Consider the following 22512-nt stretch of genomic DNA (forward strand, 5'->3'; position numbering starts at 1 on the left):
AAGGTGGACTTGTTTGGAGTTTTAAATTTTGTTCAAGCTGCACCTACGAATGCGAAGGAAAGTGAGTTTGTCTTTGGTAAAATGTCTCAGATAACACGTTTTATTTACGAGAACATGCCGAGTGATAAAGCTGCAGGTTGGGTAGTTTTTATTCTTGTATTTTTATTATGTGCACTTGTATTTAAACTTGGATTTGCTAAAAATGACTTACCTTTAATAAAGAATATCATTATTTATATTTTCCTCTTCGTAGGGTGTATCGTCCTAACGTTTTTAGCATTGTTCTTACCAATGATCGAAGGCCTTATTGTAGCCGCGTTAATTTTAATTATTTATAAAACAAGATTATGGCGCGAAAAACGAGAAGAAAGAAGCGCAAGTTAATACCAACTAGTAGAAAAAAAGTCGATTCTTAAGTGAATCGGCTTTTTTATTGATTATTCATACTTACTAGAGGAAAGGTTTTTAAAATATTAGCCAAACTGTAGGAGATATTAGTCAAATACATGCAGTTATTAGCCAAACTGTAGCGGATATTAGCCAAACTCCTACCGTAGTTATAACGAATTTTTCAAATGTAAAAATTCACTAACATGATTTACATATTGCTCTTTAGGAAAGTTCTTATATAAATCGCTAGCTATTCGAATAGGATCCCCAAAAAAGTACCGCTCATATTGTGTTTCCCTTGTTCCAAATGAACTCATCGTTAAATCCCAGGCTAAACGAAATATCTTTACTCGATCTTCAGCTGACTTCGTTGCTCCTTGAAGGTACTGTTCTAGATCGAGTTTTATACTTGAATGAAAAGCCTTTTCGGTTGGTATAGTAATCACTCCGCTTGCACCAATTATTTGAACAATCTCAGTAAAACGAGGATACATTTTGGGGAAAATAAGACTTGCGACATTTAGGGGAGTAATATCCGGACGCATTACCCCATGCTCATCAATCGAAGCGTTATTTTCTGCTTTTTCTAGCAAGGCCTTCATTGTCTCTAGACCAGTAATGATTTCTGATACTTTTTCTTGTATATGTTGATATTCATTTACATTAATTGTTTCAGTTAGTAGCTGTGCAACTCCTAAAATAAACTCAGTTTTTACAATTTGTCTCGTTAATACTTGTTGTTTAGCAAGAGCATGAAACGAACTTTGATTAACAAATTCTTCTGCTACTTCACTATTATTGAAATAAAATACTCTATCCCAGGGAACTAACACATGATCAAATACGACAATAGTATCCATTTCCTCGAATCTGGAGCTTAATGGATGATCGAACTGAGAAGTACCTCCAATAAAAGTATCTCGGCAAATAAATTTTAGTCCCTTCGTATTTGATGGGATTGAGAATGCAAATGCCTCTTCTTCATTAAATAAAAATTTTCCGACACTAAAAACTAAAACTTCATCGGTTAGTCCACCTTGTGTAGCAAGTAACCGTGCACCTTTAATGACAATCCCCTCATTAGTAACTTCAACAATTTTCGCTGCAATGGGTTCTTTACTATTTTCAATATAAACTTGCGAACGATTTACCTGTGGACTAATAAATGTATGTGTAAACGATAAGTCTTTTTCTCTAGCAGTTTTATAAAATGTTATAAGATTTTGTGGAAAACAATTTTCCTTTCCATCTAAAAAGCTAGCGGAAGAGGCAAAAGCCATTAATACGGTGTTCAAATAATCAGGACTTCTCCCCATCATTCCCGAAGTTTGTTTTGCCCATTGTTCAAACATTTTCCGTCTTATTAGTAAATCTTCTTTACTTTTTGGTTGCATATAAGATAGCCCAATCGGATCCCCGGATTCAGGCGAAATGAAAGTCATGCTACTTTTATAATTGGGATCTAGCTGTAAATCATAGAGTGCGGCTTTTTCTTGAATAATTCCTTTAAAGGCAGGATGATTGGAAATTAACCCTTCAACTTTTTCACCATCTAACCAAACCTCGTTGTTCAACTGATTAATTCGATTAATAAACTCTTTTCCATTAATAGCACCCATACGATACGCCACTCCTAATAATTATTATTTAATTTAATTTGACACGCATGATTGTCTACGAATAAAAGGAATATACAAAAAAGTTGAAAACCTCAATCAGTGGTGGTTTCGCACATCTCCTTCTTTTTGTTAGTTGAACTGATCGTACATTTATTGGTATTTAGCCCCAGCTTACCTTTATGGATGTTCCTAAGTAGTTCTTGAAGGGTAAGGAGTGTCACTTATGTTCTCTTTTGATACAGGTAAATTATTACAATAAAGATGAGGAAAATATCCTACAATATTGTATTATAAACAAAAAGAAATGGTGATATTTCAGTGATGGATCGAAGTAGTAAATTTGATTGTAGAGCAAAGGCTGCCTACTTAGTGTAGATTGGAGCATAGGATTTTTTTGTTGTACGAACGGACCATCGTGAGCGATAGCTTTAAAGGAATTTAGCGTTGAAAATAAAAGCTTAGAAGAGATTGTGAATGCTTTATCCCGCATTAACGGGCAGTAAGACGCCCACTTCAAGATTTTAGTGAAGCGAAAAAGATAAGTGGGAGATCAACTGCCCGTAAAAGCCCGATTGGTTCAACTAACAATCCGTGGGAATGAAGAAAACCCCCACGGATTGAAGTTTCACTTTATTTTAGGTAACGTAAAGTTTAACGCAAAAAAGAGACGTCTCTTTTCAGAAACATCTCTTGGAATATCTATTCTTTAAATTTTAATAATCTGATTGAATTTAAAATAACGATTAATGCAGCACCTGTATCGCTTAGTACAGCCATCCAAAGTGTAAGAAATCCAGGGAAAATTAAGACAAGTGCAGCCGCTTTAATAATGATCGAGAACCAAATATTTTGTTTTATGATTGTTAACGCTTTTCTACTCAACTTCATTGTATGAGGAAGTTTATCAAGATTATCAGCCATTAAAACGATATCCGCTGTCTCCATTGCAGTGTCTGTTCCAGCACCACCCATAGCAATTCCTAAATCTGCTGTTGCGAGTGCTGGGGCATCATTAATACCGTCTCCAACCATTGCCACATGATGACCTTCATTTTGTAATTTCTTAATAGCATCAACTTTATCCTCTGGTAATAATTCTGCGAAATAACGATGAACATTCGCTTCTGAAGCAATCAATTTGGCAGTACCTTCATTATCACCCGTCAACATGACCGTTTGCTGAACGCCACTTTGTTCTAAAGCGTTTAAAGCAGATGCTGACGTTTCACGAATGGTATCTGAAACGGCAATAACCCCGATAATTGAATGTTTCGTCCCAATAATTACGACTGTTTTACCTTTACTCTGTATATCTTGAACATATTTTTTCACTTCGGCTAAAGAAATATGAAGTTCCTCGAATAACTTTGGATTACCAGCGTAATAAATTTCACCTTCAATTGTCGCTTGAACCCCTTTACCAACTATATTTTTGAATAACTCACCGTGTTTAGGTGGAATGCCTTTTTTGTTTGCATATCCAACAATCGACTTAGCAATGGGATGTGTTGAATGATCTTCAAGTGTTAAGGCGATGGAAAGTAATTCACCTTCAGATCCTGTTAATGTCTTGGTATCTGATACTTTTGGCTTTCCTTCAGTTAAAGTACCAGTTTTATCAAATGCAATAGCAGTAATAGTACCTGCTTTTTCTAGGAACGTTCCACCTTTAATTAACACACCATTCTTTGCAGCGTTGCCAATAGCTGAAACGATGGCGACAGGGGTAGAAATAACTAAAGCACAAGGACAAGCGACAACGAGTAGTTCTAAACCTTTATAAAACCATTCTCCCCAAGTGCCAAATCTGAATAGGGGAGGTAGCACCATCATAACCAAAGCTAAAATGAAAACAATCGGTGTATAAATCTTAGCAAATTTATCGACAAAAGCTTCAGTAGGTGCTTTTTGTTCTTGAGCCTCTTCCACTAAGTTAATAATTTTTGATATCGTTGTATCTTCCACTAATTTTGTTACCTTAATATCAAGGGAGCCGTGTTCGTTGATTGTTCCGGCATATACAGAATCACCAATTGACTTATCGACAGGTATGGATTCGCCGGTAATCGGAGCCTGATTCACACTGGATTCACCGAGAATGATTTCACCATCTAATGGAATTTTCTCACCTGGTTTCACAACGATTATGTCACCGATATTTATTTCTTCAACCGATTTTTTAATAAGATCTGAATCAACCTTCACCCAAGCTTCGGGAGGTGCTAGGTCCATTAGATTACGAATGGAATCCCTCGTACGTTCAATCGATTTCGTTTGGAGATAGTTACCGATTGCGAATAACCATACAACGGTAGCACCTTCAAGCCATTCACCGATTAAAGCAGCTCCAATAGCAGCAGTTGACATCAGTACATTCATATCAAGTGAACGACTTTTGATGGCATAAAAGGCACTTCTAGCGGGTTTATATCCGCTAATCACCATGGCAATGGCGTAAAGAATTGTGGAGAGCAACGGTGATATATCACTGAATGATCCGATAAAGCCGAGTGCAATTAAAGCACCAGACAACATAACTAAAGCATTTCCGTTTTTATTTTTTGCTTTTGGTGAAGATTGCTTATTTACTGGTAATGATGCTTTATAACCAATTTTAGAAACCTCTGCAATAATGTCTTCAGCGGTATTAGAATGTTCAATTTTCATTTTTCCTGTAGAGAAATTCACACTAACACTTTTTACAGCGGGATTGGTATTTAAATGATTTTCGATACTTTTGGCACAACTACTACAATCCATTCCTGCAATTTCATATGTCTTAAAATTTCCTCTACTATTTAAAGGCTCCGCAGAATACCCAAGTTTTTGGATCTCCGTTTCGATTGGGAGAAAGGCATCAGCGTTGCTTGCGGCTACCTGCATTTTCGCTGTACTAAAATTAACCTTTACTTCATCAATATCTTTTAGCTTACTCAATCCTTTTTCAATGGTTAAGGCACAAGCAGCACAATCCATGCTGTGAACCCTGTACGACATAGTTTCAACGGAGGGATTAGAATTCAAGATGGTACTGACTGTTTGTTGTTCATTATGATTACAACAACTTGATTTCTCTTGTTTTGTACTTGATTGGACAGTAGAACTGCAGCAAGTTTTCTCTGAATTTTTATGTGAATTACAACATTGGTTAGTCAATGTAATCCCCTCCTAATCTATATGGCGCTCACAACATGCAACATCATTCTCAACATCTTCTAGAACAACATCGAACATCGTTAATAAGTCTCTAATATGTTGGTTTCGTAAACTGTAAAATATATATTTCCCTTCATTTCTCCCAATAATAATTCCACAGCCCTTTAAACAGGCAAGATGTTGTGAAATGTTTGATTGATTTCCCTTTATTTCTTCAACAATTTGAGACACCGTTTTTTCCTCGTCCTTAATACATTCAAGAATTTGTATCCTTGTTTTATTCGAAAATCCATGGATTAGTTTAATTTTCATATCGATATCCGCTTTTTGACTTTGCACGAACTTACCCCCTTCATATTAGAGATAACTAATATGTTTTATTGTTATCATATTAGTTTTTGCTAATATGTGTGTCAATATTTTCTGAAAGTTTATTTATCCCGCATTAACGGGCAGTAAAGACTCCCACCTCAAGACTTAAGTAAAACAAAAAGGATAGGTGGGAGATCAACTGCTGGCATGCGCCCGATTGGTTCAACTAACAATCCGTGGGGGATGAAGAAAACCCCCACGGATTGAAGTTTCACTTTATATAGATTTAGGAAAGCTACCATTAAAAAGGGACCTTTCCATAATTTTTGCAATATCTAAGTGAAGTTAATTCAAGTAATATCTTCTTGTAAGAGATTTATAAGAAGAGAGGGTAATTAATTGAAGTCAGTTCGTATTTTTATAGTTTTACTTATTACTTGTGGACTTTTTGCTGCTCAACCTGCTTTTGCGGCAGAAAAACCAATAGATCATTATTTCTTTGAGGATGTCGATTACGATCATATGGCATATGAAGAATTTGAACGATTCGTGTATGCAGATCTTTTAGATGGTTTTAAAGAAACTGAGGTTTATGAAGAAGATGGCGAAGTTTATGAATATACATCAATTTTATTAAAACCAGATAAAACAATCACTCGTGCAGAATTTACAAAAATGTTAGTGAGTGCAATGAATTTAACAAGTGGTGGGATTAAAAAATCGTTCCCGGACGTAAAACCATCTGCTTGGTATTATGACTATGTTCAAATTGCGAGCAGCAGAGGGATTGTTGCAGGGAAAGACGATGGAAGCTTTAAACCAAATGAAAAAATTACACGTGCTCAAATGGCTGTGATGATTTATCGTGCATTCCAGTCAACGGTTGATTTTTCAGCAACAGGAACGCCTTTTAAAGATGTACCTCAAAAAAATTACGCATTTGAAGCAATTGCGAAAACAGCAGGTGCTGGAATTGTAAAAGGGTATGGTGATACTTTCAAACCGAATAATTTCGCTTTACGTTCACATGCTGTCATGCTGATTGATCGTGCGTTACATCAAGAACCTGGAACAACTGATGATGAGCTTGCCGTGATTCAAACTGTTGATCGCAATGTCACAGAAGAATTACTATACTCTGAACAACAAAATTTAGAAGCATTAGAAGCTCTTTATCGCGAAACAACAATAGGTTATTATTTAGCATACTCACTAGACAGCCTATCTTTACTAGATGACCCTGAAAATTCGGAGGGCTCCATTTCGATGGTACAAGTAGGGGAGCATTCAAGTAATCTTGTTTCTTTAAATAAGCGTTTTGCAGAGGTTCGCGTAGACAATTTAAAGGTTCATATTTCGATGAGTGAACCAGACATGTCTTTTGAAATGACGATCGATATTTCAGGAAATGCATTTTTAAAGAAAACAGAAGATGGAACATGGAAAATTTATAACATCGTTCAGGATGAAGAAAACTCAGAAGAAATGTTCACTTCAGCGATGACCGGTAATTAACGAAAAGAAAGATTCCCAACTCTAATGAGAAGGGAATCTTTTTTATTATTAGCGAATGCGTTCCACTTTTCTATGTCTAGTTCCGGCGGCTAGCTCCTCGGTCACTTCAACTTCCTCCTCTACATGCAAGCATGCCTCGTCGAAAGTCTCCAGTGCCTGTCGGAGCTGGGCGAGCCGCCTCCACTTTTCTAGATGTCTAGTTCCGCGCGTTAGGCCCTCGAGCGCTTCAAAACCTGTCTGCGCGTGTAAGCACACTTGTCAGGTTTCTCCAGTTGTTTTCAGAGCTGGGCGAGTATTCTTCGCTTTTCTAGGTATTCACACATTTTTCTTCCTATGCATAATCTACTCTAGGTATAAGAACGATTAAAGGAGGTTGGAGCATTGAAGAAGTGGGTGAAGTCTAGTTTGCTTGTTTTGGTTGCTTCTCTTGGGGTTCTCATCTTGGCTGCTTGTGGTGGTGATGAGGAGCTACAAGAGGTAAAGGTCGGTGAAGTTACGCGCTCCATTTTTTATGCACCTCAATATGTAGCTATTTCTCAAGGTTTCTTTGAGGAAGAAGGATTAAAAGTTGATTTAGCAACTGTTGCTGGTGGAGATAAGACGATGACCGCGCTCCTTTCAGATGGTATTGATATTGCACTAGTGGGATCCGAAACTTCGATTTACGTTTCTGCTCAAGGTGCCAATGACCCAATTAAAAACTTTGCGCAATTAACACAAACAGATGGTACGTTTTTAGTTGCTCGTGAAAAAATTGAGAATTTCACATGGGATCAGTTAAAGGGTTCTACATTCCTAGGACAGCGAAAAGGTGGAATGCCTCAAATGGCTGGGGAGTTCGTGTTGAAGAAACACGGTATTGATCCACATGCTGATTTAGAGTTAATTCAAAATATTGATTTTGCGAATATTTCTACTGCCTTTGCGGACGGTTACAAAGAACACTACTAGTTACAATAGCTAACCGTATTAATTTACATTAATGGTAAGAGTGCCATAGGCACTTTTCAAATAATGTCAGATTAAGTTTAAGCTGACTCAATAAAAAAATGAACTCCCCAAAAAGAGGAAGTTCATTTGCTGTTTCTATTTCAACAATCGCGCTCTATATTTAATAAATAAGATATAAGTGAATACGACACTTTATCGTTTCATAAATGTATTGATTTTATCTTTTAAGATTTCCCTATCCCAGAGCAATATATTATTTGCTCTAGCTAAATCCTCTGCTGACTTTGTAAACTTATTATTTGTGATAACTATTCCTTGATCAAGCTTATAATAGTTTAATCCAGCCACAACCTCTTGAACAGCTTTATTAGAAACAACATTGGAATAACATTTTGCTTGAATTCCAAATGATTTTCCATTTTTCTTTGTTATAATATCTATACCTTGATCACCTGAGGCTTTTGTTACTTCAGAATCATAGCCCATTTTTTTAAATAAATCATTAATAAAGTTTTCAAATTCGATCCCATTCATTAAATCAACTTCATGAATTGTAGTGCTTGATGATGCTTTTTTTGAGTCATTATTTAATAAAAAGTTTTCAAAATCCATGACCTTATTTTTTTTCAGTCTTTTAATCCAATCTTCAGAAAAAAGTATAGCTTGAAAAGATTCTTTTATCTTAGAATCTGCATGAAGTAAATTGTTCAGCTTAATTTTTTTCTTTTGCATTAGAAAACATGTAAACAAAATTGTATTGGTGTCCTCGGTATAAAAAAACTCCCAAGTAGATTTTTTCTTTTTTTCTATAATATCGATCAATTCCTCAGATGATTTATCCTGCCTCCATATATACTTAAGAAAAATTTCAATACACTGCTTTGAGTCTAAATTAGAGAGGTTATTAAAGTATTTTTCCTCATAACGTTTCGAGAAAATATCTGAATAGTATTTAATAGCTTCCTCTCTTAACAAAAGCCATAATGTTAAAGAAGCTATTTCAGTTGATCTGAATTCTTCATAACTTTTTATTATTTCAAGTAGCTGACTGAATTCCTCTTTATAAAACCTTTCCGTTTTTTTAAACAAAGTTTTATCATTTAACCTAAATTGAATGTCTTTTTCAAAGGATTCTATTGGCTGAAAAAATCGAATTTTCTCATTGTTTGGATATGGAGTTGAGTGGTCATTATTTGAATATGGGGTCGTATTATAACCATCAGACCATAGAAGCATTCTACTATTAGGATATATTTTATACAAATATCTCTCAAATACCATAATGTGATACGAAGAATTAAAAATTTCAGGGTCATATTTCATAAAAAAATTATATATAATCTGGGTTGCTTTTTTATTTGCAGATAACCTATTTCTATATCTAATAACTTCCTTTTTACAGCTTTCTAATTTGGTTTCTATCACCAACTTTTCGGATTTCCCTTTTTCAATTGAGGAATATCCTATTACAAAAAAAATTAATAATAAAGCTATTAATATTAATGATAGTACAATTATAAAAGTCCAAATAGCGTATCCCCCCAAATTGGTTACCGAGCAATAAAATCTCATACTATTATACAGGGTAATTACCATAAAAAACCTCTTTATTTATTAATTATTTTGTCTCATTAACTTAGGTATATATTTCACAATCTCTACTGAATTTTAAATTATATACTAAAATTTCTTTAAAGCCATTGCTTCACAATATGGTCCTTTAGCTAAAAAAGGGACAAATCTTTTTCAAGAATTGAGCCTGATTGTCAGAATTCGACTAGTTATGACTATATTTTTTAGGGGAGGTAGAATAGTAGTGGAGGCTGGAAGAAATATGTTAATTTTGTTATAATTTGTTTAAAAAATAGGAGATAACTGGATGGCGAAAAGTGTATTTACAAGCATTAGAGATTTCTCTAAGAACTGTGTAGATTTAGATCCGACTAGACTTGGAACAGCAAGAAGCAGCCGAAATTGGCTAGTTGAAAAAATTGAAAGTTTCCAGAATAGTGATTCGTACTTCCCTGAAATTTATAGAGAAGAAAACAATGTTCAAATGGGTTCTTTTGCAAGAAGAACAAAAATTCGTCCATTGGATGACATTGATTTTATTATAGTCTTTTCAGCAAACGGAAGTACTTATAACACATATTTTAATAACGAAATTACTATTTCCGTTCCTGATACAGCAACTAATTTAAGGCGTTTAACGAATGAAGACAATACTCTAAACTCGGTTAGGCTTTTAAATAAGTTAAAAAGCTCTTTACAGAATGTCCCTCAATATTCTGCGGCAGATATTAAACGGAATCAAGAAGCTATAACACTTAAACTAACTAGCTATGAATGGAACTTTGATATTGTACCGGCTTTTATAACGTCTCCTGATAGCTCTCAAAGAACTTACTATTTGATCCCCGATGGTAATGGGAAATGGAAAAAAACTGACCCACGGATAGATGCTAAAAGAGCGACTGAAATAAATCAAAAGCGGAACGGGGGAGTACTAAGGATTATCAGGCTTATAAAATATTGGCAAAAAAGACCTGTTGTTCCAAGTATTAGATCTTACTTGTTAGAAAATTTAGTTTTAAATTATTTTGATACTAACGAGGTATCTATCTCAGACCAGGTGACTTTAAAGGATCTTTTTTATCATTTAAGCATCAGTATTTATTCTAGCTGTTATGATCCCAAAGGAATACAAGGCGATTTAAATACACTTACTTCTGAAACCAAACACAAATTCTCTGAAGCAGCTGCAAAAGCTTCTTTGTGTGCACAAAATGCTATTGGTTTCGTGGCTAAAGATGACCATAAATCAGCCCACGACGAGTGGAAAAAAGTTTTTGGAAGTGAGTTCCCTGACTATGGATGAAATTTATATTAATGTAAAACAGAATGAACCAGAATCATTGCGTCTTTTGGCTGCCATGCGAATTCTGTATACAAGAGCAAAGAAATTACGGTCTTTTAGAGTCTTAATAACAGTATTGCTTCCTATTGTTAGTATTTTAGGCTTAAAATATTTCCCTAACTTAAAGGAAGAATTAGCTTTTATAGCTGGAGTTTGGCTCGTTCTAAACAGAGTTCTCTTTATAGAAATTGAAAAAAGTATGGTAAGAGATGCGGCAAAAATTCAGGAGCAATTTGATGTGGATTTATTTAAAATCTCGTGGAATAACCTTATAGTTGGTGAGAAGATTCCAATTGAACGAATAATGAAGTTAAATGAAATGTCCCAAGAAAAAGAGGAACATCTTAAAAATTGGTACCCTGGATTAAAGAGTCCTGATCATTATTTTAATGTTTTATTGGCTCAAAGGACAAGCATTGTTTGGGATATAGAACAAAGGAAGTTTTATAAAAATATATTAATCTGGATTGTTATTCTGTATATTTTAATTATGTTAGGAATTTGCTTCCTAATGAATTTACCTACCCAAACTTTGATAATTTCCTTTTTAGTTCCTTCTTTACCTTTAATCTTGCACTTAATTGAGATAACGAAGGGGCATATAAAGCGGCATGAATCATTAGAAAAAGTTTTACCGAAAGTGACAGTCGATGTAGAAAATTATTCAAGAGTTGATGATGACATAGTAAATAAGTGTAGGGGTTACCAGGATATTGTGTTTCTAACACGATGTGACGTAAACATGGTTCCTGACAAAATTTACTGGTTAAAGAGAAATCTGTTTGACAAAATAGCAAAAGATACAAATGAAGCTCAGAGCGATAAACAAAAAACTTCCGGTTTTTAACTGGAGATTTTTTTGTTTATCGTTTACCAGCAGCATATATTGCTCATATCAGTGACATTCCAAACAAATAGGCGTAGCGTTAGGATTGTGGCCAATTTACAACGATAAGAGAAAAAATTTGTATCCTTTGTAATTTAAAAACGTTTTGCGTAAAGTTTTTCTAGTAATTCTTTAATCCATCTCTCTAACTACACCTTACTTTAAAATTGTTATTAAACAATATAGTGTATGAGCTAATCAGTATATTATAAATGTATTGAATCCAGTTAGACTCACTTCCTATTAATTAAAAAATGGACTGTTGATTTGGATTCTAATCAACAGCCCAATTATGTGTGCGTTTTATTTTCATTTTGTACCAGAGAACTAAACGGATTATTTTAAGCTGATGTATATTCTATGCAAAGCATTTTATATTTTTCTTTTCGGTTAATTCATAAATAATTTCTTCCCCAAAAGATTCTAATTAAATTTCCCTTCAAAGTAATCTGATAACCATATATTCAGTTCAATTTCTATTTCATTTTTCCCTAAATAAACCTTATTAATTATTCTTGAGAGCATTGCTTTTTTTAGATCCTCATCTGCTTCATTAAACTTTTGTTCCCAATTTTCTAATTCATTTGCCAGATAATTTACATCGGAATAGTTTTCTCTCTCTTTTTCTAATTCTTTATTCAAAGAATTTATTTGTGATACCTTTACTTCTATTTGCTTTTCTATTGCATTAATGGTCCCAGATAACTGTTCAGGAGTAAAAGAACTCTCACCAATTAAAGTTTTCCCGATTTCAAGGTTTAATTTTTCATGTTGCTTTGTTAAATCTAAATACTCTTTTTTCAAATTATGAACATTCCGTTCTTTTAGCTTTAATAATTCAGCTTTCATATTTTTGCTTGTATCAAGGAAGGATCTTAAGTCAAATTGTGATAGGATAATTTTTATCTTATTAATAATTAATGTATCGAATTTTTTTCCACCCCAGATATTTTGTTGATGATCACAATATAATCTACCTTTGTTTAAAGGACATTTATATCGATAAATGATATTTTTATAATATCCTTCTTTATTATTATATTTTGAATTTCTGTAAAGATAGTTAGGGGTTAGTTTTGAACCGCAATATTTACAATATGCCAAGCCCGAAAATAACAATTTTCCTGTTCTTGGTATACCAGATTTGTCTTGTTCTTGAATATTACTACTCCTAATATTTCTTATTTGTTCCGCTTGGCTAAATAGCTCATCAGAAATAATTCTTAAATTTTCGTTAAATGGCTGCGTTCCTCCTACAGCAGTTTTATATCTCTTAAATCCAATGTAAATTGGATTTGATAATATTCTCTGTATGGTAGTCACTACAAAAACTTTACCATCTCTATTTCGATATCCATTTTCATTTAAATAATCTGCAATTTTTCTATAACCCATATGTTTGTTTACATATAAATTATAAATTAACTTAATCATTTCTGACTCATTTTCATCTGGCAGTAATTCTTTAACTAGACGATCTTTATTTTTCCAATGTTTTTCTGATGTTTCAACAATTTTGTATCCAATTGGTGCCACTCCACCTTGAAAATAGCCTTGTTCGCTTAGCTGTTTTTTCGCTTCTTTTACCCTAATCGATGTTTTTTGACTTTCACCATCCGATTGCCAAAAGCTTATATAATTTAGAAGCTTATCAACATGAGATTCAATTTTTCTTTGGCCTTCTTTTACAGACCAAACCTCAATACCGTTTTGAATTAAAAAATTTACCATTACTGGTGTTTCATCTTCTCTTCGACCTAAACGATCGAACATGAAAACTAATAATACGTCAAATTCTTTATTTAATGCGCCTTCTTTTAGAATTGCCATTTCATCTCGTTCGTTTAATGATTTTTTCCAACCAGATACTCCTTTTTCGTATAACTCATTTGTTATTATCCAATTAGGTTTGTTTTTAACGAATTCATGGCAAGCATTTTTTTGCATCGGTATATCATCATCTGTACTTACTTGTTGTTTCTTCGATACTCGAAAAAGACACCAAACTCGTTTCATTTTCGCACACCCGTTTCATTTGCCAATTATGTTAAAATATACAGATATTTATAATATCTCTAAGAAAAAGGTTTTTAATGCATTTTTTGCTTCTTTTCTTTTTTCTTGATCTTTGGTGAATTTTAGATGTATTTTCACTTCGTTTTCTGATATATCCTTTAAATAATCAAAGTTATCATCTGGTACGTGTAGATACTTCACTCCACCTACGTCAATTTCACCCAATGATTGAGGGTGACTTACATCCTTCATAATAAATCACTCCGATATTATGGGGTGTTAAATTGTATTCGCTTTGAATCGATAATATTAGTCATTTTTCTTATCGAAGATGTCTTATTAATAACACCTAATTCAACACCTTTAGTTCTTTAAAAAAGAAAACCCCATAGAAGGACCTACACATTTGTGTAAATCTTCTATGGGGTTTTCCCTTTTTTGTCTATTTAGTATTAAAAACATTATATCTTCATATTTTTATATTTTAAGTCTTCTAAAAAATAATTATATTTTTATTTTAGGTTTAGATTTTCGGTTTTTTGACCATTATTAAAATATAGCGTTCGGTATATTAACCATCGAGGAATTCCAAGATGACTGGAAAACCGAATGAACATGCTCTAAAAGCCTTGATTACAAGGGATTCTAAGAATGGCGATTTTACGAAAGTAAATTTAGCACATTTAATTCGGTTTCCTAACCAGTCAAAACTTCTTCTTATCTTATTTGTTCGGTAACATAACCAGTTGCATTTTCCAACAAAATGAATGGGGAGAGACGATAACTGATGTGAATTTCGTTATTTCTCTCAAAATTAACTACTACTTCATCGAAAAACATTAAGAAGAATACTCTTAGTTCGGTATCTGTAAAATCAGAAAAGCTATGTTCGAGCATTTCTTTTAAAATAATAACAAGATACTCTTCTTCGAGAAGTAGGTTAATTTCTTCAATAGTCTCGCTAATATAAGTTATTTCTTCTTGTAAGTGATTCTTAGTTGTTAAAAATACTTCAGATAATAGCGGTGAATTTGCTATATCATCAGCTAATATTTTTTCATTAAGAAGTGTTAATTCTCTTTTCTGTTTTAATTTATCTTTTGATTTGATAAGTTTAGTATTCCAACGTTTAAGTTGTTCCCTAGATGTGGTTAAAAAGGTATTGAGCTGGGTACTCCATTTCTTCTGTAAATCACCTAAAACAGTTTGATGAACAGGGATAATGGAAACACTATTTTTACAAGAAGCACATTTATATATCCTATATTGTCCCGGTTTGTTCTTTGGTGAATTATCTTTAGCTAATAGATACGAATCACAGCTTTTGCATTTAATAATGGAACGAAGGTAAAATGGTGTATTCATTGTTCCATATAGGTTTTTTAAATCGGTTATCTGCTGAACTAGGTGAGCAACAGTTGGATTAATAATAGAAGAATGTACATTTTTAAATAAATCAATATCCTTTTCCGGTTTTGGTTTGCTAATTTCATAGCTTGTTCTTACATTCCAAGCTAAGTTTCCTGAATAAGCACGGTTTGAAAGAATATAACTGATTGTACTACTATTCCAACTCTTTACTTTTTTAGTTGTTATGGCACATTTATTTAAAAACTCAGCAATTGTAGCGTGTGAATGTCCCCAGCTAGCAAGATGGTAAATCAACTGTACTACCGTAGAATCTTCATTAGGATACAAAACTCCATTTTCCAAATCGTATCCGACAGGTGTCCGGGAACCGGGGCGCTTTGGTTGATCCAGTTGTAGCAAAGTCATTTGAGCGTCTATTGCGCGGGTGGATTTTATTTCAGACTCTTCTGCGGCAAAGACAAGTTTTGCTTGTGTAATTGGATCATCTGGATTCCATTCACCGTCCGATTGGGTACTGAAAAACTTTACATGAGGGTACTGCTTTCTTATAGGAATATAAATTTCATTGTAGAAATCTGTGATACTCCTAGTAATCCTAGATTCCTCATAAAAGCAGACTGCCTCTGCTCCATTTGCAATATCTTCTAGGAGCAGTTGGATACCTTTCCGTTTCCTCACATTATTATGAAAGGCACTTGTTGCTTTATCTGCACGCCACTCAGTAATCTCTAAGTTTTCCCTTTCAGCTAATAGTTCGATTTGGCTTTTTTGAATTTCTAAAGAGTTATTTCCATCTTGTTTTTTATCAGAATAACGAAGATAAGCAGTCGCTTTCACTTTTTTGTTGAATTTGAATTTCTTTTTCGTTTTCATGAGGCATTCGATTCCTTTACAAAAGATGAAAGAAACAGATCTATATGCACGTAAGTTTCATAAACTTGAGTTTTATCAACAATTAATTCGATGAGTCGATAAAGTTCTTGCTCCTTAAAGTTATAATTAAGCTGAGATAATAACCGATTAATGTCCGTAATTTCGCTACTTAGAATTTGTAAAGACAATAAATCTTGTTCTAAGTCACTGTACTTGTTTTTAAGTGCAGCAATTTCCTCCAAATACTTAGACATAGCAGATTTCACTTTTCTATCAAGTGTGCAAATTTTTAGAGAGGTATCTAGATATTCTGCTGTAGTACTTTCTAAAGCCTTTTGTACATTTTTCTGTGCCGCCGTAATTTGTTTTGAAATTATTTTTTTTGCAAGATTAACGGAAATCGATTGGACATAATCTAAGACGGTTTGTATTACTAATTTATCAATCTCTTCAACAGGGATAGAAATTCTCTTGTGATTAGAGCTACATACAAAGTAACCTAAGTCAAGTTGGTTCTTCTTCCGATATTTCATTGTACCCCCACATTCACCGCACATCGGGCTTACCAAATGCTGTTTATTCACCTCTGCCATTTTTTCAAGATAGAAAGCAATAAACAAATCGATTTTTGATTTACACTCAACGTATAGTTCTAGACTTACAAAAGGCTCTACATGATGCAAAAACTGATAACTATTTTTCGATTCGTAATGTCCTGAGTAGAAGGGATTTGTTAGAATTTTAATAATTTTTTCAGGGTTATTTAAACCTTTTCTGCGTACTAATAAAAACTCAAGAAACTCATCTTCACCTTGAACATTACTAAAATCAATAAATAACGATTGAATGACATCTTTTTTATCCTCATTGATAATATATTGAGGTTTATTTCCATTATCAGTAATACGTTTATACCCCAAGATCTTTGATGGATATTGCTTTCGAGCATCAGCAGTACGTGTACCGATATTTTGACCTTCCATTTGCGAAAACATCCCATAAAAGGCTTCTAAAGATAGTTTATTTTTAAATGGCGGTTCATTACTAGCTGTATAAATAACCTCCACATCATATTTAATAAATAACTTCGTAATATCAACAAATTCATAAAAGTTTCTGGCTAATCGATCACGCTTATATACAATAACCGTTTTGACTTTTCCTTCTTTTATTAAACGGATTAAATGCATTAGATTCGGTCTCTCTTCTATTTTCAACTTCGTAGCTGAAATATCGTGATCGTCTAAATAATTAATAAAATCATCATCTTCCTTTAGGCCGAGTGATTCAAGATACCTTTTTGCTGCAGAGATTTGTAGATCCAGATGTTGTTTAGCAGAACTTACCCTGCAATAAACAATAATTAAATTTCTTTCCTTCATGTAATTATCCTTTCTCATAAGTTATTTTCTACTAATCAGTAAGGCTCTGAGTCTGTAATCATCTTTTGCAACATGGTCAAGAAGCATTTTTTCAATAAATCTTTTAAACCATAATTCAGATTCGGCTGATAACTCTTCAGAGTAACTAACTTTGACAACACGGTATTGCTCGTTCATTCAGTTCCCTCCAGTCTTATTTTTGTATTCATCTTTGACTGGAAAGGAACTTTTTATACTTTATTTCTCTTTATCTGTGTTAGTAGATTTCATCTCCGTGAAATTAAGTGATAACTGAACATCATTAATTTCCTTCAATGAATGATTCTTTCTTGGACGAATAACAGTGCTTATTTCATAGCCGGGAATTTTCAGCTTCTTTATTATTTTGTTCATGTTTTTGTTCCTGTAGGTGGATGAACAATTTGATAGTGGTTTTGGAGATACCAAAGGCTTCACAATGTTCAAGACATTGCTGATACCATCTATTGTTGTTTTGGCAATGATTCTTGTCCTCCACTGAGGAAGCCCTCCTTTCTATTTAAAATAGTAGATATATAAGTTGAATGCTCTTGGCCTCAAGCGTTAATCATCTTAACTTTAAGAAATTAATATTCTAATAGGTAAAAAGTTCTGTTTTTGATAGAATAAAAAGATATAGATAATTGGAATATTTTCCATTAAAATCCCATTATTTGTCCATCTTATTCGATATAATGATAGTAGTTTATTAATAGGTGGTGAGGACATGGACTTAGGGATTAATTACAACGGAAACAAGGGTTTTAGATTATTAAGTATTTATGAAAGGTTAAATAAGGGAGAGATTTTAGAAAAAGCACAACTAGCAAGATACTTTGGTGTTACTCAAAAAACTATTCAAAGAGATATTGATGATCTTCGTGTATATCTTACTGGGACATACTTTTCGGAAATAGAGACAACAATTAAATATGATAAAGCTAAAAATGGTTATTATCTTGTTCGCTTTGAACGGGAGTGGTTGACGAATGAAGAAGTACTGGCACTTTGTAAGATTTTACTAGAGAGTCGTGCCTTTTGTAGAGAAGAACTAGATAGTCTAATCTCTAAGTTGTTAATCCAAGTAGCACCAAATGACCGTAAAAAGGTTGGAAATATGATAAGAAGTGAGCAACATCATTATGTACCACTAAGACATGGAAAATATTTATTTTCTATTTTGTGGGAATTGTCGCAATTAATAACGAAAAGTGAAATGGCAAAATTCACTTATACTCGTCAAGATGGTATTTTGAAGAAAAGAGTAGTAAAACCGGTATCTATTATGTTTTCCGAATATTACTTTTATCTAATTGCCTACATGGTAGATAGAAGTATGGATTTTCCAACAATTTTTCGGATAGATCGGATTACAGAATTAAATGGTACAAAGCAATTCTTCAATATCCCATACAAGAACAAATTTAATGATGGAGAGTTTCGTAAGCGGGTACAGTTTATGTATTCTGGAGAACTAAAAAAAATCACATTCAATTTTAGTGGCGCTTCAATAGAGGCAGTATTGGATCGGTTACCAACGGCGGAAGTTATTGCAGAGAAAAATGGAGTATATACCATTAAGGCTGAGGTTTATGGTAATGGCATTGATATGTGGATACGTAGTCAGGGGAACAATATAGAGTTACTACAAGAAAATCTTACTAGATTTTAGGAGTTGAGTTTATGGCAAGAGAAATAGATGATCTCTATAAAAGAAAAATATATAAAGAACAACAATATGGTGATAAAAAATCTCGTATAGATGATTATACAGGTGAGAGAGTTTTTATGGGGAATAAAAGAGATGCAAAGTATAAGCATCCTACTAATAAGACATCGGATACAGATCATATTACACCGATTAGTGTTGTTGAAGAACGTTATAAGTGGTTATCCAAAGAACAACAAAAAGCATTAGTAAATAATGAAAAGCACAATTATGCAACAACCAATTCAAAATTAAATAGAAGTAAGGGGGATTTGGAGAACCATAAATATTTAATACGCCAAATAAAAAAAGGTGAGCCAGAAAATCTTAAAACGTCTGCAACAATGTTGGCAAAGGAATTTGATAGTCGTATTCACATGGATGCTGAGGCAACTACTATGTATGTTAAAAATGTATCGGATACAATCGCACCTAAAGCAACAGAAATAGCAAAGCAAACGTCTAATATGGCCAAGTCTGCTGGTGAAAGTTTTGTTACAGGAGCAGCCGATACCTTAGTCAAATCAGCAATCCCTTTGACAGCTGAGGCTGTAAGAAGGTTATGCAAAGTGGCTAGTGGAGAAGAGTCTTTAAAAGAAGCTACCAAAGATATGGGTAAAGTCGTTGTAGATGTTGCAGTTGCAGGAGGAACAAATAAGCTACTTTTAGATGTTGTGAACTCACAATTGAGTAATAGCGGGAATACAGTATTTACAAAACTTGCGAGTAGTAATGGAGTAGCACAAATTGTCACAGTTGCCGTAATTGTACAAGAGTCTGCTGTAAAATATATTAATGGAGAAATAGATGGGAAGGAGTTTATTGAGGAAGTTGGCGTAAAAGGTGCAACTATGGTAGCCGGCATGATAGGAGGTGCTATTGGGGGAGAAATTGGTACTATTTTAGGTGGTATCGCTGGAACTATAGCTCTCCCTGGAGTGGGAACTGTAGCTGGTGTAGTTGCTGGTAAAGTAATTGGTGAAATACTCGGTACAATTATTACAACAGTTGCTTGTAGTGCTATTGTCTCGGTCTATAATGTATCAAAACATTTGAACGATTATAAGATAAAAGAAAGTCAAATTAGGAGACTTGAAACAGAGGCCCTGAAGGAAATGGAAAATCAAAGAGAAAAATTTAAAAGTATAGTAGAACGCGAATATAAATACTGGGACGAACAAATTCAAGATGGATTTAATATGATGCTCAGTAGCGCTTGTGAACAAACTTTTAATCTACAAGGTGTGACAGACGGTTTAGATAAAATACTTGCATTGTTCGGAAATAGTGTTGCCTTTAAAAATCTTGATGAGTATGAAGCACAGTTGGATATGCCGTTAAAATTAAAATTTTAAGAGTAAGCGGTTATTTAGTGATACTTTAACAATTAGCTTAGGAAAGGAGATATCTAGTCATTAACAAATGATTGGATAAACAATAAAAATGATAATTGAAGCTTTAGCAGTAGGAGCATTGGCGAAGACGTTTTATAGTGCTGATAAGTCGCTTAAAATGGATGAGAAAGCACTAAGAAAATACGCAAAAGCTTTTGAAAGAAGCGAAGAAGCTGAATTAATGGTTAGGAAAAAAGCTGAATTTACGGATAAGAGACTTATGAATGTTGCAAAAAAGAAACGAGCAATAGTTCAGGGTACTGTACCCAAATTTGTAGATGTCTATAATCAGATACAGAAAATTGAGTTGGAAAATAATACAACAATGAATGAAATAGCAATGCGTGATAATGTTAGAAAATTGGCTGTTTTAGATGCCCTATCTTTATCTGTAAAAAAAGATTTTACTGATAAAGAATTGGTCTGTGGTTGGATTACAAAAGGATTTGGTAAATTGATGGAGATGGACTCGGAAAGATATCTATCTGCTGCCAATAGTCAAATGAGAGCAGCGAATGTAGTATATTCACAGTCTGAATCTATTGTAGCATTGTATGATGCTATAGTAGCGCGTGCTGATAGAATATCAAACTTACTTATGGCAATGAATGCATTGTTTATTAAATCAATTAACGAAACATCAAAGACTATAGAAAAAAATGGATTAGATGTTCGAGGTTATAGTGAATACGATAAAGGTATTTTGATGACTTGTGTAAATATTGCAATGGCGATATCTGACATTATAAATGTTCCTGTAGTTGATGAAAAGGGTCAAATATGTGAGTCAGCAAACGAAATGATCATGACAGGAGAAAAATACTTAGAAAAAATGAATCAAGCAATAATAGAATAATATATATAAATAATATTTTACAAGGAGTTTTTATAATGAAACAGATTCATGTTAATGAAAAATGTAGTGGCTGTGGCTTATGTATAGTAAATAGCCCTTATTTACAGGAAAATGCTGAAGGTAATGCTGAACCAGTAGCTGGAATGGCTATTCAAGAAAAAGATATGGACAGTGTTATGAAAGTTGTTGGGGAATGTCCTGAGTCAGCATTGCAGATTGTTGAAACTGGAAATACAAACAAAACAGGCGCTGCAGGGATTACTGATATAATTAATGCATTGAAGAATCAATGTGACAATTTTTCTGTTAAAAAAGTTAGTAATTCGGATATTAAGTTAAACATAAAAGACTATTATATTCCGATTCCAAGTAGCAGTAGGGAATATAAAAGAGACTATTCATCTGAGAGTTCAGCAAAATCTGCAGCAAAGGATGAATTTAATCGCTTGTGTTATTCAGAAACTGCTTTCCGACCAATGATTAAGAAGGTTTTTGTAGAGTACAAGGTTAATGTTTTAAAACCATATTATACTTGTACAGACACCGAAGATAGTGCTTATTATGCTTATAATCAACAAATAAGAAAATTGTTGTCAGATGCATATGCAGAAATTGGTGAGGTGCTTGGCGGAAATAATAAAATACCAGAGGATTGGAAAAAATTTTCTGTATATTTGAAAGAGAAAGATGGAAATATAGTACAATTAACGATGTTTGATGAGCGTAGCACAAGTTCAGGCATTATTTCTACAATGAAGGATATTTCACATACCGGACTGAATGATTATGTAAATGGTATGGATTTTGACTACGATGAAAAATATGTTGGTGAAGGTTTATTTGGTAAAGTAAAGTACAAAAATGTGTGGTACTACTCGGGATTTCATGATGCAGCAAAAGAGTTTATTGACGATTTAACATGGGCAATTGGACATATGTCTAGTGATATCGAAGAAGGAGTAGTTATTGATGTAAATCATGCATTGAAAAGTTTTGAGAAGAAAGTCAAAGAAGAATTAAGTGCAAAGATTTCTGAATTGGAAAACCTTTGTAAAAATCAAATGATACCGAACTAAAGATTGGTGTAAAGTTTTACTCCCAAATGTTAACATTTTGCTAATGTGATTTAGTGGGAAATAAAGGAGAAA

The 22512-nt window shown here is 33.5% G+C and carries 17 protein-coding genes and 1 pseudogene; 9 read left to right on the forward strand and 9 right to left on the reverse strand.

Annotation, left to right across the window (positions count from 1 at the left end):
* The first annotated feature begins 81 nt into the window (after window positions 1-81).
* Entirely contained in the window at window positions 82-384 is a 303-nt protein-coding gene (locus EK386_RS11265; protein WP_126659291.1) for a YlaH-like family protein, read from the forward strand.
* A gap of 173 nt (window positions 385-557) precedes the next feature.
* Here the strand turns inward: EK386_RS11265 and hpaB are convergent, their stop codons facing one another.
* From hpaB to EK386_RS11280, 3 genes are all read right to left on the reverse strand, one after another.
* Window positions 558-2009 carry a 4-hydroxyphenylacetate 3-monooxygenase, oxygenase component gene (hpaB, locus tag EK386_RS11270; RefSeq protein ID WP_126659270.1) on the reverse strand — a complete coding sequence of 484 codons (1452 nt, stop codon included), beginning with the start codon at window positions 2007-2009 and terminating at the stop codon, window positions 558-560.
* A 699-nt stretch (window positions 2010-2708) separates the two neighbouring features.
* Complete coding sequence (locus tag EK386_RS11275; RefSeq protein ID WP_126659271.1) at window positions 2709-5165, reverse strand: heavy metal translocating P-type ATPase; 2457 nt, start codon at window positions 5163-5165, stop codon at window positions 2709-2711.
* Window positions 5166-5177: 12 nt separating this feature from the next.
* Entirely contained in the window at window positions 5178-5477 is a 300-nt protein-coding gene (locus EK386_RS11280) for an ArsR/SmtB family transcription factor (RefSeq protein WP_126659292.1), read from the reverse strand.
* Between the two features lie 399 nt (window positions 5478-5876).
* Here EK386_RS11280 and EK386_RS11285 point away from each other — a divergent pair, with 399 nt between their 5' ends.
* Together EK386_RS11285 and EK386_RS11290 are read left to right on the forward strand one after the other, a co-directional pair.
* Complete coding sequence (locus EK386_RS11285) at window positions 5877-6992, forward strand: S-layer homology domain-containing protein (RefSeq protein WP_126659272.1); 1116 nt, start codon at window positions 5877-5879, stop codon at window positions 6990-6992.
* A gap of 381 nt (window positions 6993-7373) precedes the next feature.
* Window positions 7374-7925: pseudogene (locus tag EK386_RS11290) on the forward strand (ABC transporter substrate-binding protein); the annotation flags it as partial.
* 210 nt (window positions 7926-8135) lie between these two features.
* On the opposite strand, the gene EK386_RS11295 reads toward EK386_RS11290, so the two are convergent.
* Complete coding sequence (locus EK386_RS11295; protein WP_126659274.1) at window positions 8136-9539, reverse strand: restriction endonuclease; 1404 nt, start codon at window positions 9537-9539, stop codon at window positions 8136-8138.
* A 283-nt stretch (window positions 9540-9822) separates the two neighbouring features.
* Here EK386_RS11295 and EK386_RS11300 point away from each other — a divergent pair, with 283 nt between their 5' ends.
* Complete coding sequence (locus EK386_RS11300; RefSeq protein WP_126659275.1) at window positions 9823-10821, forward strand: SMODS domain-containing nucleotidyltransferase; 999 nt, start codon at window positions 9823-9825, stop codon at window positions 10819-10821.
* Window positions 10814-11707 carry an S-4TM family putative pore-forming effector gene (locus tag EK386_RS11305; RefSeq protein ID WP_126659276.1) on the forward strand — a complete coding sequence of 298 codons (894 nt, stop codon included), beginning with the start codon at window positions 10814-10816 and terminating at the stop codon, window positions 11705-11707. Before EK386_RS11300 ends, EK386_RS11305 begins: the two co-directional genes overlap by 8 nt.
* Before the next feature lie 462 nt (window positions 11708-12169).
* Here EK386_RS11305 and EK386_RS11310 read toward each other — a convergent pair whose 3' ends face one another.
* From EK386_RS11310 to EK386_RS20235, 5 genes are all read right to left on the reverse strand, one after another.
* Window positions 12170-13762 carry a recombinase family protein gene (locus tag EK386_RS11310; RefSeq protein WP_126659277.1) on the reverse strand — a complete coding sequence of 531 codons (1593 nt, stop codon included), beginning with the start codon at window positions 13760-13762 and terminating at the stop codon, window positions 12170-12172.
* Between the two features lie 48 nt (window positions 13763-13810).
* Window positions 13811-14014: a hypothetical protein gene (locus EK386_RS11315; protein ID WP_126659278.1), complete on the reverse strand. Its 204-nt coding sequence runs from the start codon at window positions 14012-14014 to the stop codon at window positions 13811-13813.
* A 465-nt stretch (window positions 14015-14479) separates the two neighbouring features.
* Window positions 14480-16006, reverse strand: coding sequence for a recombinase family protein (locus tag EK386_RS11320; protein ID WP_126659279.1), 1527 nt, complete (start codon window positions 16004-16006; stop codon window positions 14480-14482).
* Window positions 16003-17388 carry a recombinase family protein gene (locus EK386_RS11325; protein ID WP_158674413.1) on the reverse strand — a complete coding sequence of 462 codons (1386 nt, stop codon included), beginning with the start codon at window positions 17386-17388 and terminating at the stop codon, window positions 16003-16005. The genes EK386_RS11320 and EK386_RS11325 overlap by 4 nt, the downstream gene beginning before the upstream one ends.
* A 21-nt stretch (window positions 17389-17409) precedes the next feature.
* Window positions 17410-17565: a hypothetical protein gene (locus EK386_RS20235; RefSeq protein ID WP_158674414.1), complete on the reverse strand. Its 156-nt coding sequence runs from the start codon at window positions 17563-17565 to the stop codon at window positions 17410-17412.
* A 568-nt stretch (window positions 17566-18133) separates the two neighbouring features.
* On the opposite strand from EK386_RS20235, the gene EK386_RS11330 reads away from it, so the two are divergent.
* The 4 genes from EK386_RS11330 to EK386_RS11345 all read left to right on the forward strand — a co-directional run bounded on the left by EK386_RS11330 (window position 18134) and on the right by EK386_RS11345 (window position 22440).
* Window positions 18134-19078, forward strand: coding sequence for a helix-turn-helix transcriptional regulator (locus EK386_RS11330; protein ID WP_126659281.1), 945 nt, complete (start codon window positions 18134-18136; stop codon window positions 19076-19078).
* A gap of 11 nt (window positions 19079-19089) precedes the next feature.
* Entirely contained in the window at window positions 19090-20469 is a 1380-nt protein-coding gene (locus EK386_RS11335) for a hypothetical protein (protein WP_126659282.1), read from the forward strand.
* 88 nt (window positions 20470-20557) lie between these two features.
* Window positions 20558-21364, forward strand: coding sequence for a hypothetical protein (locus EK386_RS11340; RefSeq protein ID WP_126659283.1), 807 nt, complete (start codon window positions 20558-20560; stop codon window positions 21362-21364).
* 35 nt (window positions 21365-21399) lie between these two features.
* Window positions 21400-22440, forward strand: a complete 1041-nt coding sequence (locus EK386_RS11345) for a ferredoxin (RefSeq protein WP_126659284.1) — start codon at window positions 21400-21402, stop codon at window positions 22438-22440.
* Window positions 22441-22512: the final 72 nt, after the last annotated feature.

Origin of the sequence: Lysinibacillus antri (assembly GCF_003977595.1) — a bacterium.
In the GTDB taxonomy this organism is placed as follows: Bacteria; Bacillota; Bacilli; order Bacillales_A; family Planococcaceae; genus Ureibacillus; species Ureibacillus antri.